Origin of the sequence: Pseudescherichia sp. (genome assembly GCF_032052675.1) — a bacterium.
Classification (GTDB): domain Bacteria; phylum Pseudomonadota; class Gammaproteobacteria; order Enterobacterales; family Enterobacteriaceae; genus Pseudescherichia.
The window spans coordinates 51,543-66,138 of sequence record NZ_DAMBWA010000016.1; the positions used below are offsets into that span (position 1 = coordinate 51,543).

Annotated in this window: 12 protein-coding genes; 9 read left to right on the plus strand and 3 right to left on the minus strand. The window is 59.1% G+C overall.

Translation table 11 applies throughout. The features are described 5' to 3' along the window. Positions 1 to 223: 223 nt before the first annotated feature. The 9 genes from rhaB (at position 224) to rhaM (ending at position 10,016) form a co-directional block, all read left to right on the plus strand. Entirely contained in the window at positions 224 to 1,693 is a 1,470-nt protein-coding gene (gene rhaB, locus RTX96_RS18150; protein ID WP_312671724.1) for a rhamnulokinase, read from the plus strand. After that, positions 1,690 to 2,949, plus strand: coding sequence for an L-rhamnose isomerase (gene rhaA / locus RTX96_RS18155; protein ID WP_312671725.1), 1,260 nt, complete (start codon positions 1,690 to 1,692; stop codon positions 2,947 to 2,949). The genes rhaB and rhaA overlap by 4 nt, the downstream gene beginning before the upstream one ends. A 97-nt stretch (positions 2,950 to 3,046) precedes the next feature. Beyond that, complete coding sequence (gene rhaD / locus RTX96_RS18160) at positions 3,047 to 3,877, plus strand: rhamnulose-1-phosphate aldolase (protein ID WP_312671726.1); 831 nt, start codon at positions 3,047 to 3,049, stop codon at positions 3,875 to 3,877. Between the two features lie 86 nt (positions 3,878 to 3,963). Beyond that, complete coding sequence (gene rhaS / locus RTX96_RS18165; protein WP_103821692.1) at positions 3,964 to 4,950, plus strand: rhamnose ABC transporter substrate-binding protein; 987 nt, start codon at positions 3,964 to 3,966, stop codon at positions 4,948 to 4,950. A gap of 68 nt (positions 4,951 to 5,018) precedes the next feature. Beyond that, entirely contained in the window at positions 5,019 to 6,521 is a 1,503-nt protein-coding gene (locus RTX96_RS18170) for a sugar ABC transporter ATP-binding protein (protein ID WP_312671727.1), read from the plus strand. Next, positions 6,521 to 7,525 (plus strand): ABC transporter permease, encoded by a 1,005-nt coding sequence (locus RTX96_RS18175; RefSeq protein ID WP_103821694.1) that lies wholly within the window; start codon positions 6,521 to 6,523, stop codon positions 7,523 to 7,525. Before RTX96_RS18170 ends, RTX96_RS18175 begins: the two co-directional genes overlap by 1 nt. Then, the gene (locus RTX96_RS18180; protein ID WP_312671728.1) at positions 7,522 to 8,526 is read left to right on the plus strand and encodes an ABC transporter permease; all 1,005 of its coding nucleotides are present in this window, start codon (positions 7,522 to 7,524) and stop codon (positions 8,524 to 8,526) included. Before RTX96_RS18175 ends, RTX96_RS18180 begins: the two co-directional genes overlap by 4 nt. Before the next feature lie 30 nt (positions 8,527 to 8,556). After that, positions 8,557 to 9,705, plus strand: coding sequence for a lactaldehyde reductase (fucO, locus tag RTX96_RS18185; RefSeq protein WP_312671729.1), 1,149 nt, complete (start codon positions 8,557 to 8,559; stop codon positions 9,703 to 9,705). Then, positions 9,702 to 10,016, plus strand: coding sequence for an L-rhamnose mutarotase (rhaM, locus tag RTX96_RS18190; RefSeq protein WP_042394514.1), 315 nt, complete (start codon positions 9,702 to 9,704; stop codon positions 10,014 to 10,016). Before fucO ends, rhaM begins: the two co-directional genes overlap by 4 nt. Before the next feature lie 39 nt (positions 10,017 to 10,055). On the opposite strand, the gene RTX96_RS18195 is transcribed toward rhaM, so the two are convergent. The 3 genes from RTX96_RS18195 to RTX96_RS18205 form a co-directional block, all read right to left on the minus strand. Continuing rightward, positions 10,056 to 11,321 (minus strand): MFS transporter, encoded by a 1,266-nt coding sequence (locus RTX96_RS18195; protein ID WP_312269551.1) that lies wholly within the window; start codon positions 11,319 to 11,321, stop codon positions 10,056 to 10,058. A gap of 44 nt (positions 11,322 to 11,365) precedes the next feature. Continuing rightward, positions 11,366 to 13,489 carry an alpha-galactosidase gene (locus RTX96_RS18200; protein ID WP_312671730.1) on the minus strand — a complete coding sequence of 708 codons (2,124 nt, stop codon included), beginning with the start codon at positions 13,487 to 13,489 and terminating at the stop codon, positions 11,366 to 11,368. 104 nt (positions 13,490 to 13,593) lie between these two features. Continuing rightward, positions 13,594 to 14,589, minus strand: a complete 996-nt coding sequence (locus RTX96_RS18205) for a LacI family DNA-binding transcriptional regulator (RefSeq protein WP_312671731.1) — start codon at positions 14,587 to 14,589, stop codon at positions 13,594 to 13,596. Positions 14,590 to 14,596 lie beyond the last annotated feature (7 nt).

The following is a 14,596-nucleotide window of genomic DNA, read 5'->3' on the forward strand; positions in this document are numbered from 1 at the left end:
AAGCGCGCAAACCCGGTCGCTTTTTCAAGAAACGGTGTGAAAGATCCGGAAATGCGGCTGGCGTCACATCCGCTGTGAGGGGCGCTATTACTGGAAATTGTGAACACTATCACGTTCATCTTTGCTTTCTTGCCAGCGCCCAATTTTGTCTGTCCATAGCAAGAAGGTGCGCCGTTAAGGGGGTTCGTAGACTGTCGCCATTGACTCTCAGAAGGACTCCACTATGACCTTTCGCCATTGTGTCGCAGTCGATCTCGGCGCATCCAGTGGACGCGTAATGCTGGCGCGTTACGACAGTGAACAGCGCGCCCTGTCGCTGCGTGAAATTCACCGCTTCGTCAACTGCCTGCAAAACGTGGACGGCTTTGCTACCTGGGATATCGACAGCCTGGAGAGTGAGATCCGCCTTGGGCTAAACAAGGTCAGCGCGCAGGGCATTCAGATCGACAGCATCGGCATTGATACCTGGGGCGTGGACTATGTACTGCTTGATAAGCACGGCCAGCGCGTCGGTCTGCCGGTGTCATACCGCGACGGGCGCACGCACGGCGTGATGGCCAGCGCTCAGGCACAGCTCGGCAGAGAGACGATCTATCAACGCAGCGGCATCCAGTTTCTGCCGTTCAATACGCTCTACCAGCTGCGTGCCTTTGTCGAGCAGCAGCCAGAGCAGGTAGCGCAGGTGGCGCATGCCCTGCTGATCCCCGACTACTTCAGCTTTCGCCTGACGGGCAAGATGAACTGGGAGTACACCAACGCCACCACCACCCAGCTGGTGAATATCAATAGCCATAACTGGGATGAGGAGCTGCTGGCCTGGACCGGTGCTGACAAAGCCTGGTTTGGCACACCAACCCAGCCGGGCAGGGTGATTGGTCACTGGCTAAGCCTGCAGGGAACGGCGATCCCGGTCGTAGCCGTCGCCAGCCATGATACCGCCAGCGCGGTGATCGCCTCGCCGCTGAGCGATGCGGACAGCGCCTACCTCTCCTCTGGCACCTGGTCCCTGATGGGTTTTGAGAGCCAAACCCCCTATACCAACGAGGCGGCGCTGGCGGCCAATATCACCAACGAGGGCGGTGCCGAAGGGCGCTACCGGGTGCTGAAAAACATCATGGGCCTGTGGCTGCTGCAGCGGGTGCTGAAAGAGCAGAACGTGACCGACCTGCCTGCCCTGATTGCTGATACCGAGCAGCTAACCGCCTGCCGGATCCTGATTAACCCCAACGACGAGCGTTTTATCAACCCGCAAAACATGAGCGCTGAGATCCGCGCCGCCTGCCGTGGATCCGGCCAGCCTGAGCCAGAAGGTCCCGCCGGGCTGGCGCGCTGTATCTTCGACAGCCTTGCCCTGCTCTATGCCGACGTGCTCGGCGAACTGGCAACGCTGCGCGGCAGGCCGTTCAGCCAGCTGCATATCGTCGGCGGCGGCTGCCAGAACCGTCTCCTCAACCAGCTCTGCGCCGACGCCTGCGGCGTCACCGTCGTCGCTGGCCCCGTCGAAGCTTCGACGCTGGGCAATATCGGTATTCAGCTAATGACCCTGGAAGAACTAGACAACGTCGACGCTTTCCGTCAGGTCGTAACGGCCAATTACCACCTGACAACCTTCATTCCACAACCTGACAGTGAAATTGCCCGCCACGCTGCGCAGTTTCAAACCAAACAACAGAGAAAGGAGCTTTGCGCATGACCACTCCAATTGAACAAGCCTGGGAACTGGCTAAGCAGCGGTTTGCCGCGGTAGGCGTTGACGTTGAGGAGGCGCTGCGCCAGCTCGATCGCCTGCCGGTCTCCATGCACTGCTGGCAGGGCGACGACGTGGCCGGGTTTGAGAACCCGCAGGGCGGCCTGACCGGCGGGATCCAGGCCACCGGTAACTACCCCGGCAAAGCGCGCAGCGCCCAGGAGCTGCGGGCGGATCTGGAACAGGCCCTGAGCCTGATCCCCGGACCAAAACGCCTGAATCTGCATGCCATCTACCTTGAGTCAGAGACGCCGGTGGAGCGTAACGCCATCAGGCCCGAGCACTTTACAAACTGGGTGGCGTGGGCAAAAGCGCAGAAGCTGGGCCTGGACTTTAACCCCTCCTGCTTCTCGCACCCGCTGAGCGCCGATGGCTTTACCCTCTCCCACGCCAACGACGAGATCCGCCAGTTCTGGATCGACCACGTTAAAGCCTGCCGTCGCGTCTCGGCGTACTTTGGCGAGCAGCTGGGCACGCCGTCGGTGATGAACATCTGGGTTCCGGACGGCATGAAAGATGTCACCGTTGACCGCCTTGCGCCGCGCCAGCGCCTGCTCGCCGCGCTGGATGAGGCCCTGAGCGAAAAGCTGAGCCTGGATCATCACATCGATGCCGTAGAGAGCAAGCTGTTTGGCATCGGTGCGGAGAGCTACACCGTCGGCTCGAACGAGTTTTACATGGGCTATGCCACTAGCCGGCAGACCGCGCTCTGCCTGGATGCAGGCCACTTCCATCCGACGGAGGTGATCTCCGACAAGATCTCCGCTGCCATGCTCTATATCCCGCGCCTGCTGCTGCACGTTAGCCGCCCGGTGCGCTGGGACAGCGATCACGTAGTGCTGCTGGATGACGAAACTCAGGCCATCGCCAGCGAAATCGTCCGCCACGATCTCTTTGACCGGGTACACATTGGCCTCGACTTCTTTGATGCGTCGATCAACCGCATCGCCGCATGGGTGATTGGCACCCGTAACATGAAAAAAGCCCTGCTGCGTGCCCTGCTGGAGCCGACCGCTCAGCTGCGCGCTCTGGAAGCCGAGGGCGACTATACCGCCCGTCTGGCGCTGCTGGAGGAGCAAAAATCGCTGCCGTGGCAGGCGGTCTGGGAGATGTACTGCCAGCGCCACGATACCCCGGCGGGGAGCCAGTGGCTGGACAGCGTGCGGGCCTATGAGCAAGACGTATTAGCAAATCGCAAATAAAGACATTGCCCGGCGGCGCTCTGCTTGCCGGGCCTACAAACGACCGTAGGCCGGGTCAGCGCAGCGCCACCCGGCATTTTGAAGGAATAGAGAGACTATGCAGACTATCACCAACGCCTGGTTCGTCCAGGGGATGATCAAAGCGACCTCTGACGCCTGGCTGAAGGGCTGGGACGAGCGCAACGGCGGTAACCTGACCCTGCGCCTGGACGACGGAGATATCGCCCCGTTTGAAGCTGAATTCCACGCCAGCCCGCGCTATATCGCCCTGAGCCAGCCGATGCCGCTGCTGGCTAATACGCCGTTTATCGTTACCGGCTCCGGCAAGTTTTTCCGTAACGTGCAGCTCGACCCGGTCGCTAACTTAGGCATCGTTAAGGTCGACAGCGACGGCGCGGGCTACCACATTCTCTGGGGGTTGACCGACGAAGCCGTTCCCACCTCCGAACTGCCGGCGCACTTCCTCTCCCACTGCGAGCGCATCAAGGCCACCGACGGCAAAGACCGTGTGATTATGCACTGCCACGCCACCAACCTGATCGCCCTCACCTATGTGTTGGAAAACGATACGGATGTGATCACCCGCAAACTGTGGGAAGGCAGTACCGAATGCCTGGTTGTGTTTCCTGACGGCGTTGGCATTCTGCCTTGGATGGTCCCGGGCACCGATGAAATTGGCCAGGCCACCGCAGCGCAGATGTCCCGGCACTCGCTGGTGCTGTGGCCGTTCCACGGCGTCTTTGGCAGCGGTCCAACGCTGGACGAAGCCTTTGGCCTGATCGACACCGCCGAGAAGTCTGCCGAAGTATTGGTGAAGGTCTACTCGATGGGCGGCATGAAGCAGACCATCACTCAGGAGGAGTTGATTGCCCTCGGCAAACGCTTTGGCGTGACGCCGATGGCCAGCGCACTCGAGCTTTATAAATAAGAACATCGCGCCCCGCTCACTGAGACGGGGCGAAGCCACACCTGCAAGCCCTACACAACTAACTCAATATCAGTGGAGTAAAAGCAATGAGAATAAAGACAAGCTTGATCCTCACCGTTGCCGCTCTGGCGTTGTCCGGTTCCGCACTAGCAGAAGTCAAAATTGCCCTGGTCGCAAAATCCCTCGGCAATGGTTTTTTTGAGGCAGCAAACGTCGGTGCCCAGGAGGCGGCCAAAGAGTTAGGAGATGTGAAAGTCATTTATACCGGCCCGACCACCACCACGGCGGAGGCGCAGATCGAAGTGCTGAACGGTTTGATCGCCCAGGGTGTGGATGCGATCGCCATCTCGGCAAACGATCCGGATGCGGTCGTGCCGGTGTTGAAAAAAGCGATGCAGCGCGGCATCAAAGTGGTGTCGTGGGACTCCGGCGTGGCGAAAGCGGGTCGCCAGATCCATCTCAACCCATCAAATAACGCTCTGATTGGTGAAACTAACGTTAAGCTCGCCGCCGAGGCGTTGAAGGCGTTGAACGTGGAGAAGGGCGACGTGGCGATCCTTAGCGCGACCCCAACTTCGACCAACCAGAACATCTGGATTGAAGAGATGAAAAAGGTGCTGCCGAAGTACCCCTCCGTTAACCTGGTGACGGTGGCCTACGGCGATGACCTCTCCGATAAGAGCTACCGCGAAGCGGTCGGCCTGCTGAAGACCTATCCGGACCTGAAGGTGATCGTCTCTCCATCCTCGGTGGGCATCGTGGCCGCTGCCCAGGCGGTGAAAGATCAGGGCAAGATTGGCAAGGTGTACGTGACCGGATTAGGCCTGCCGTCGGAGATGGCGGGCGCGGTGAAGTCTGGCGCAACCAAGAGCTTTGCTATCTGGAACCCGATCGATCTGGGCTATGCCGCGACCTACCTGGCTGACGATCTGGTCAAAGGCACGGCCACCAAAACCGAAGCCAATATGGGCAAGCTTGGTAAGGTGAAGCTGGATGCTGACGGCAGCGGCGCAATGTCCGAACCGTTCGTCTACGATGCCAGCAATATTGATAAGTTTTCCAAAATTTTCTGATGTGATTTGTACGCCGGATAAGCGTAGCGCCATCCGGCATACAAAGTCCCCCGTGATGGAGAACTATCATGACACCACTGCTTCAGCTCAAGGGGATCACCAAGGTGTTCCCCGGCGTGCGCGCCCTTGAGAACGTACAGCTTGACCTCTGGCCTGGCAAAGTCACCGCGCTGATTGGTGAAAACGGCGCAGGCAAATCCACGCTGGTTAAGGTGATGACCGGCATCTATCAGCCTGAAGAGGGCGAAATCCTCTATAAGGCGATCCCCATTCAGCTTCCGACGCCAGAATCCGCCCATCGGGTGGGCATCACGGCGATCCACCAGGAGACCGTGCTGTTTGATGAGCTGTCGGTGACGGAGAACATTTTTGTCGGCCAGTATCTATATAGAGGCTTTTTGAAAAAGCTCGACTGGCCCGCTATGCACCAGAAGGCACGGGATATCCTGGACCGCCTTGAGGTGCAGATCGATCCCCACGCGACCCTGAAAACACTGAGCATCGCCCAGCGCCACATGGTCGCCATTGCGCGTGCCCTCTCCTTTGATGCGCAGGTAGTGATCCTCGACGAACCCACCGCCGCGCTCTCCCAGCATGAGATTCTGGAGTTCTACCAGATCGTTGAGCGCCTGAAGCAGGAGGGCAAAGCGATCCTGTTTATCTCCCACAAGTTCGACGAGATTTTTGAGCTGGCGGATCACTACACCATCCTACGCGACGGGGTGTACGTTGGCTCCGGGGCGATGAGCGAGATCAGCGAAGAGCGAATGGTGGCGATGATGGTAGGCCGCGCTATTACCCAGACCTATCCCAAGATCGCCTGCGATCCTGGCGAAACGGTGCTGGAGGTGAAAGATCTCTGCCATCCCACCGAGTTTGCCCACATCAGCTTTACCCTGCGCAAGGGTGAGATCCTCGGCTTTTACGGGCTGGTCGGCGCAGGCCGTACCGAGCTGATGCAGGCGCTCTCCGGCGTATCGCGCCCCTCCTCCGGCGAGATTGTGCTTAACGGCAAGGCGGTGCAGTTTCACCAGCCTGCAGACGCTATTCGGGCCGGCATCGTCTGCGTACCGGAGGAGCGGCAGAAGCAGGGAGCGATCATTGCCCTGCCCATCGCCCAGAACATCAGCCTGCCGCAGCTCAGCAGGCTCAATCCAAACGGCGTGCTGCACGACGACCGCGAGTGGCAACTCGCCGACGAATATGCCAGACGGCTTCAGGTTAAAGCGTTCAGCTGGAAACAGCCGGTAGAGACGCTCTCCGGCGGTAACCAGCAGAAGGTGGTAATTGGCAAATGGCTCGCCACGCACCCGGACGTCATCATCCTCGATGAGCCAACCAAAGGTATCGATATCGGCTCAAAAGCCGCCGTACATCAGTTTATGTCCGAGCTGGTCGGCCAGGGGCTGGCGGTGATCATGGTCTCCTCAGAGCTGCCGGAAGTGATGGGCATGGCCGACCGGATTGTGGTGATGCACGAGGGGCGAATGGTTGCTGAATACGCGGCGGGTGAAGCTACGGCAGAGACCATCGTTAGCGCCGCCAGCGGTGCGAAACAGGAGGCAGCATAATGTGGCAACAACTGCTTAAAAACCGCGAGGCGCTGCTGGCCGCGGTGATTGTCCTGATGGTGCTGGCTATCGGCAGCCGCGTGCCGTCGTTTATCGCGCCCGGCAACCTGGCGGAGATGTTTAACGATACGGCGATCCTGATTATTCTCGCCCTCGGCCAGATGATGGTACTGCTGACCAAAGGCATTGACCTGTCGATGGCCGCCAACCTGGCGCTGACCGGCATGATCGTCGCCCTGCTCAACTTCCACCATCCTGACATTCCGGTCTGGGCGCTGCTGATCCTAGCGACCGGCCTTGGGCTGGTGATGGGCATGATCAACGGCCTGCTGGTGTGGAAGATGGGGATCCCGGCGATTGTGGTGACGCTGGGCACTATGAGCATCTATCGCGGCATTATCTTTCTGCTCTCCGACGGGGGCTGGATCAACTCCCACCAGATGAGTGGCGATTTCCTTGCCCTGCCGCGCGCCAGCGTGCTGGGGCTGCCGCTGCTGAGCTGGTGTGCCATCGCTGCGCTGCTGGTGGTGGGCTACTTCCTGCGCTACAGCCGCACCGGGCGGGCGCTCTATACCGCTGGCGGCAATGCCACGGCGGCCTACTACACCGGTATCAACGCCGGAAAAATGCAGTTCGTCAGCTTCTGCCTCTCCGGGGCGCTGGCCGGTTTCTGCGGCTACCTGTGGATCTCCCGCTTCGCCGTTGCCTATGTCGACGTCGCCAACGGCTTTGAACTGCAGGTGGTGGCCGCCTGCGTGATCGGCGGGGTCAGCACGATGGGCGGCACGGGCCGCGTGCTCGGCTGCCTGTTTGGCGCCCTGTTCCTCGGCGTGATCAACAACGCGCTGCCGGTGATCGGCATCTCGCCCTTCTGGCAGATGGCCATCTCCGGCACGGTGATTGTAATAGCGGTTCTGCTTAACGAGCGCGGCAATAAACGTAAAGGTCGGCTGATCCTGCGCGATGCGGCGCTGGCCCGACAGAAACAGGCGGTGAAACCATGAGCAAAATGTTAACCACTGATGGGGTGGGCGGCACGCCTGCAACGCTGCCGCTGCTGAAACGGCTCCTGTGCTGGGAGGGTTTCTTACTCGCCGTCACGCTGCTGGTGTTTTTAATTAACGCCTTCGCGTCACCCTACTTTCTCAATATCTGGAACCTCTCTGACGCCACCTTCAACTTCACCGAGAAGGCGATCATCGTGCTGCCGATGGCGATGCTGATTATCGCTCGAGAGATTGACCTGTCGGTGGCCTCTACCATTGCCCTTAGCTCCACCGTGATGGGCTTTTGCGCTCAGGCAGGGGTGGATACGCCACTGCTGGTGATGGTGGGATTAGGCGTGGGACTGCTGTGCGGGCTATTCAACGGCCTGCTGGTGACGCGGTTTAATCTCTCCTCTATCGTCATCACCATCGGCACCATGAGCCTCTATCGCGGCATCACCTACATTCTGCTTGGTGATAAGGCGTTAAATGACTATCCCGAGAGCTTTGCCTGGTTCGGCCAGGGCTACGTCTGGGGGGCGCTGTCGTTTGAGTTTGCGCTCTTTATCGTGTTGGCGGGCATCTTCGCGTTCGTGCTGCACCGCACTAACTTTGGCCGCCGCACCTACGCCATTGGTAATAACCCGACCGGGGCATGGTACTCCGGTATCAACGTCAAGCGTCACAATCTGCTGCTCTTTGCTCTGGTAGGGCTGATGGCCGGGCTGGCCTCGGTGCTGCTCACCTCGCGCCTCGGCAGCACCCGCCCCACTATCGCTACCGGCTGGGAGCTGGCAGTGGTGACGATGGCGGTGTTGGGCGGGGTTAATATTCTCGGCGGCTCCGGCAGCATGGTGGGTGTGATTATCGCCGCCTTCCTGATGGGACTGGTGACCTTTGGCCTGAGCCTGCTCAACGTCCCGGGCATCGTCATGTCGATCATCATCGGCGCGATGCTGATTGTGGTTATCTCCCTGCCGATCATCACCCGCCGGATTTTGCAGCGAAGACGAATTTAACAAAATCAAAGTAATTAACGGAGATCTATCATGAGCTTTATGTTGGCACTGCCTAAAATCAGCCTGCATGGCGCAGGTGCAATTGGCGATATGGTTAATCTGGTAGCAAACAAGCAGTGGGGAAAGGCGCTGGTTGTCACCGACAGCCAGCTGGTTAAGCTGGGCCTACTCGATAGCCTGTTTACCGCCCTGAATGCGCACCGGATGCCATATCATCTGTTTGATAGCGTCTTCCCCAACCCCACCGAGGCGCTGGTGCAGGAGGGCTACGCGGCCTATCAATCGGCGCAGTGCGATTACATCATCGCCTTCGGCGGCGGCAGTCCGATCGATACCGCGAAGGCCATAAAAATCCTCACGACCAACCCAGGCCCCTCAACTGCCTACTCCGGCGTCGGTAAAGTGGTTAACGCCGGCGTGCCGCTGGTCGCCATCAATACCACTGCCGGTACGGCGGCGGAGATGACCAGCAACGCGGTGATCATCGACTCGGCACGTCAGGTGAAAGAGGTGATTATCGACTCAAACATTATTCCAGATATCGCCGTAGACGATGCCAGCGTAATGCTGGCGATCCCGGCCTCGGTCACCGCTGCCACCGGCATGGATGCTCTGACCCATGCGATAGAGGCGTTTGTCTCCGTCGGCGCGCATCCGCTAACGGACGCCAATGCGCTGGAGGCGATTCGCCTGATCAACCTCTGGCTGCCGAAGGCGGTCGACGATGGACAAAACATCGAAGCTCGGGAGCAGATGGCCTTCGGCCAGTATCTGGCGGGGATGGCCTTTAACAGCGCCGGGCTGGGCCTGGTACACGCTCTGGCGCATCAGCCGGGAGCGACGCATAACCTGCCTCACGGCGTCTGCAACGCTATCCTGCTGCCGATTATCGAGAATTTTAATCGTCCGAATGCGGTGGCGCGCTTTGCCCGTATCGCCCAGGCGATGGGGGTCGATACTCGCGGCATGAGCGACGAGGCCGCCAGCATGGAAGCCATTAACGCTATTCGCGCCCTCAGCACCCGCGTAGGTATTCCCTCCGGTTTTAGCCAGCTTGGTGTGACGAAAGAGGATATCGAAGGCTGGCTGGATAAGGCGCTGGCCGATCCGTGCGCGCCCTGTAACCCGCGCACGGCCAGCCGCGACGAGGTGCGTGAGCTCTATCTGGAGGCATTATGATCCGTAAAGCGTTTGTCATGCAGGTCAACGCTAACGCGCACGAAGAGTACGAGCGTCGCCACAATCCTATCTGGCCCGAGCTGGAGGCGGTGCTGAAGGATCACGGTGCGCATCATTACGCTATCTATCTCGATAAGGCACGTAATCTGCTGTTTGCCACCGTGGAGATCGAGTCCGAGGAGCGCTGGAACGCGGTCGCCAATACCGACGTCTGCCAGCGCTGGTGGCAGCATATGCGCGACGTGATGCCCGCCAACGCAGATAACAGCCCGGTCAGCGCCGAGCTACAAGAGGTGTTCTACCTGGAGTGATAGATTGTACGCTGCCGCCGGGACGGCAGCGTTATCACCTTAATTTACTTTCACCGTGTTGCCCGGCGTAACGCCCTGCTGCCTGCCGCTGAGCGTAAACGCCGATACCACCGTAATCGCCAGCACAAAGCAGCCCAGCATCAGGTAGGTATCCTGGAAGCCGATCCGGTCATACATATTCCCGGCAAAGGCAGAGAGGAATATCGCCGCCGACTGCTTAGCAAACTGGAAGCCAATCAGGTAGATGGTGGCAGACAGACGGGTATCAAATACGCCAGTGATGTACTTAAAGGCCCCCACCAGCAGGAACGGCACCTCCAGCGCATGCAGCATCTTCAGGGCCACCACCTCTACCACCGTGGTGGCGAACGACGAGCCGATAATGCGCGTCGCCATAATCAGCCCGGCAATCAGCAGCGTGTTTTTTGCGCCGATGCGGTTAATGATCCACGGCGAGCAGAACATGATGATGGCGTTGCAGATCTCTCCGGCCGTGGTGGCAAAGCCGAAGGCGCGGGTACCCTCCTGGGGCGTGGCGAAGAAGGATTTGAAGAAGGTGGCAAACTGCTGGTCAAACACGTCATAGACGCAGGCAACGCCCACCACGTAGAGAATAAACAGCCACATTTTGCGCTGGCGGAAGAGGTTAAATACCGTTTTCGCCGTGATTTGCGGCTGGTTGGCCCCGAGCGCGTTCATCACCTCTGCCGTCTGGTTGGGTTTTGGTTTGGCGATAATCAGCAGCAGCATCAGCAACAGCGCCGCCGCCGAGCCCATCCAGAACACATATGACGGGTCGATACCGAACAGGATCCCGCCCGTAGAGGCGCAGAGTCCCCAGCCCAGGCAGCCAAACATACGTGCCTTGCCATATTCGAAATAGCTGTTGCGGCTTACGCGCTCAACATAGGCTTCGATGGCCCCCGAGCCCGCTGAGAAAACAAAGCCGATATACAGACCGCCGCTTAGTGCCCCCAGCCAGATGTTGGTTTTCAATAGCGGGGCGAAAACGTAGAGGAAAAACGGTGCGAATAAAAACAGCAGCACCGAGATGATCCACAGCATGTGTTTTTTTAGCCCCAACTTGTCCGAAATCACGCCCAGCACGGGCTGAAAGGCGATGGCGGAGAGCGAGATGCAGGAGAAGACGATCCCGGTATGGGTTTTATTCAGGCCGATGACATCCGACAGCCAGATCGGCAGGAACGGAAAGCAGGTGGCCATAATGAAGAAGTAGAAAAAGAAAAACAATCCGAAGATCCAGAAGTTAGGGTTGTCTTTGTGGGTACAGGCCGTTGTGCTCATTATTATTATCCTCAGCTGTGGGCCGGGAAGCCGGCCCATCACGATTACACCCGTTCTACACCAATCAGGATGGCGCTTTCCGGATCCAGAATCGGCAGTGCAATTCCCGCCTGCATTAACCACTCGCCGCTTACCGTCTGCGGGGCTTCCATCCACGCAGGTAGCTTGCGCATGGTGTGTCCACCCTCGCCGGTTAAGCGAATATTGGGATGGTCGAGCAGCGTGATACGGTACTGCGCGCCCGCCTCCAGTCCCGGCATGCGCAGTGGCATCATCAGGGTATAATCCGGCATCGCCAGCTGGCTGACGATAAATAAGCCCTGGCCTCGATCCTGGCTCACGATCCCCTGCGCAAGGGTGGTGGCATCCGGCATATCCACACGCCATTGGGTACCGGTGTGGATCACCTCGCGCCACTGTTTATGCAGCGCGGCGTAATGCCGGTAGCCTTCACGCTCCTGCTCGTCGACGCTGAGCGGATCCAGCTCCAGCCCCATATGGCCGAACAGCGCGGTAAGACCACGGAACGCAATGCTGTGCTGACGGAAGGTGGCGTGACATTTATGATGACCGATATGCGCGCCCATCACCTCCGGCGGGAAGAAGTAGCTCATCCCGCGCTGAATAGTATTGCGCTCCAGCGCGTCGTTGTTGTCAGATGCCCAGAAGCGATGGCTGCGGGTCAGCACCTCATAGTCAATGCGTCCTCCGCCCGAGGAGCAGGATTCAAACTCAATATGCGGGAAACGTTCGCCAAGGAGATCGAGCAGACGGTAGAACTGACGCGTCTGCGCATCGGCGGCGGCCTTGCCGTTGTGTCCAGGCTGCACCAGCTCCCGGTTCATGTCCCACTTCACGTAGTCCACCGGATGCTCACCCAGCAGCCAGCTCATGCGTTCAAGCAGATACTCGAACGCTTCTGCAATATTCAGGTTAAGGACGTACTGATGGCGGCCCGTTGGCTGTGCGTATCCCGGCATCGCCAGCACCCAGTCCGGGTGCGCCCGGTAGAGATCGGAGTCCGGGTTGATCATCTCCGGCTCCACCCAGATACCGAACTCCATGCCGAGGTTTTTAACGTGGTTAATTACCGGCATCAGGCCATTGGGGTACTTTTCCTCGTCAAGATACCAGTCTCCTAACGCAGCGTGATCGTCGTTGCGCCCTTTAAACCAGCCGTCGTCGATAATAAATCGCTCCACGCCCAGGGCTGCCGCTTCGTCCGCCATCTGCATAATGTAGTGCGGATCGTGGTTGAAATAGATCCCTTCCCAGGTATTGAGGTGAACCGGACGCGGCTTATTTTCCGGGAAGCGGATAACGTTGTCCCGCAGATAGTGGTGGAACTGCTGGCTCATGCCGTTCAGCCCGTTTGCGGAGTAGCTGGCATACAGACGCGGTGTCCACAGGGTTTCTCCTTCGGCGATGGCCATCTCTCCCGGCAGGTAGAGCGCTTCGGCCTGCAGATAGCGGCGGCCGTCGGTTTTGGCTTCGGCCCGCAGACGATGGTTGCCGCTCCAGCCAAGATGTACGCCCCACACGTCGCCGTGCATCTCGCTGAATGCCTGAGTGCCGCTAATCAGCGCCGGGAAGTGTTCATGGGAGGTGCGACCGCGGCGGTTTTCGATCACGAAGCTGTCGTGCTCGAGCTTCACACGATGCGGCTGGAATTCGCGGATCCAGCGCCCGTGAAAGGCCATTACCTCTCCGGCGCGCTCGGCAATCGGCAGCGTGACGGCAAGACGGTCGACCTGCCACGGCTGCGCGCGAAGGTTGGTTAAACCGTGATGCACCACCAGCACGCCGCTATCGTCGAGAGCAAGTTCGCTAGTCAGACGCAGACCGGCATGCGTATCTTCAGCGGTCACCGTCAAGGTTTGCCCCTGCTGTGTAACACCAACGGTTTTGAAGAGCGGTGAGCTATCCATGCCCTCACGATGGCCTTCAATCCCCGGTGTCCCAAACAGACCGTGGCCCAGCTCGGCCATCAGGGTTACCGGTGAGTCCACATCCAGCCTGCCGTTGGCGACCGGGCGCGACAAACTCTCTGCATCCTGCAGCGAAAAGTGGTTAAGATGCGGGCCCCAGTAAAGAATTTCGGCAAACGGATGAGTTTTTAGCACCACGTCCACCGTTTTGCTTTCCAGTCGTAAAATCGAATCTTGCATCAGACATCTCCTGTCGTCGGGATGTCTTGAGTGTTGATCCGAAACGTTTCGGATACAAACCAAAACGTTTCGGTTTTGTGATCCGGTTTAGAGTTTCAGGAGATTTACGCCGTCTGTCCGGCAGAAAAGCCAGGCTGCCACAGTACCTGAAGCCTGGCGATATCCTCGCCGTTAATTAACCGCAGCACCATCTCGGCGATCTGTTTGCCGACCCCCTGACGGGTAGCCTGGATCACCGCCGCCACGTCGACATCCACGATGCTGTCCTGCGGCAGACCGTCGTACACTACCAGCGAAACGGCGTTATCACCGGTTAATCGGCCAAGCTGGGACAGCGCCATCGCCACCCCATCGCCGTGGGTGTTGCAGTCGGTCAGGATGGCCGTAGGCGGTGAGGCCAGCGAGAGCAGCTCCTGAGTGGTGGTATAGCCCGCGCGCCGTGAAGGCGGCATGGTGCGCAGCCATTCGCTGGACAGCCCCGCCTCGGCCAAAGCATCAAGGTAGCCCTGGCGGCGTTGGGTGATAAAAGCCTGGGTATTACTCTCGCCCAGCAGGGCAATACGCTGATGGCCCTTATCAATCAGCCAGCGTGTGGCGTGATACATCCCGGCGTAGTTGTCGAAGTCAAACCATGCATACGGCTGCGGCAGCTGGCTGCGGCCCAGCGCCAGGAAAGGGAAACCGATAGTCTGGAGCTGCTCAAGACGCGGATCGCGATCGAGCGTATGGGCAACGATCAGCGCATCCACGCGGCGGCTTTGCACCATGCGCATATAGCTGTGCTTATCGGCCAGATCGTCGTCGGCAATGAGCAGCAAATCAATCTCATGCCGCGCAAGCTCGTGGCTAATTTCGCCCACCATCTCCATAAATACGCTGTTATTGAGCGGAACGGGATGCACCGGGAAAACCAGCCCAACGGCGTCGATTTTGCCCATCTTCAGACGGCGGGCAAAGGTATTCGGACGATAGCCACGGCGCTGTGCTTCCGCTTCAACCCGGGCGCGCGTCTCTTTGGAGACATCATCATACCCGTTGAGCGCACGGCTAACGGTGGTAACGGACAGCCCCAGTTCTTTGGCAATGGCTTTAAGCGACATGTTTTTC

Coding starts and splice junctions, on each gene's coding strand:
- rhaB (WP_312671724.1), top strand. CDS start 224: ATGACCTTTCGCCATTGTGTCGCAGTCGATCTCGGCGCATCCAGTGGA.
- rhaA (WP_312671725.1), top strand. CDS start 1,690: ATGACCACTCCAATTGAACAAGCCTGGGAACTGGCTAAGCAGCGGTTT.
- rhaD (WP_312671726.1), top strand. CDS start 3,047: ATGCAGACTATCACCAACGCCTGGTTCGTCCAGGGGATGATCAAAGCG.
- rhaS (WP_103821692.1), top strand. CDS start 3,964: ATGAGAATAAAGACAAGCTTGATCCTCACCGTTGCCGCTCTGGCGTTG.
- RTX96_RS18170 (WP_312671727.1), top strand. CDS start 5,019: ATGACACCACTGCTTCAGCTCAAGGGGATCACCAAGGTGTTCCCCGGC.
- RTX96_RS18175 (WP_103821694.1), top strand. CDS start 6,521: ATGTGGCAACAACTGCTTAAAAACCGCGAGGCGCTGCTGGCCGCGGTG.
- RTX96_RS18180 (WP_312671728.1), top strand. CDS start 7,522: ATGAGCAAAATGTTAACCACTGATGGGGTGGGCGGCACGCCTGCAACG.
- fucO (WP_312671729.1), top strand. CDS start 8,557: ATGAGCTTTATGTTGGCACTGCCTAAAATCAGCCTGCATGGCGCAGGT.
- rhaM (WP_042394514.1), top strand. CDS start 9,702: ATGATCCGTAAAGCGTTTGTCATGCAGGTCAACGCTAACGCGCACGAA.
- RTX96_RS18195 (WP_312269551.1), bottom strand. CDS start 11,321: ATGAGCACAACGGCCTGTACCCACAAAGACAACCCTAACTTCTGGATC.
- RTX96_RS18200 (WP_312671730.1), bottom strand. CDS start 13,489: ATGCAAGATTCGATTTTACGACTGGAAAGCAAAACGGTGGACGTGGTG.
- RTX96_RS18205 (WP_312671731.1), bottom strand. CDS start 14,589: ATGTCGCTTAAAGCCATTGCCAAAGAACTGGGGCTGTCCGTTACCACC.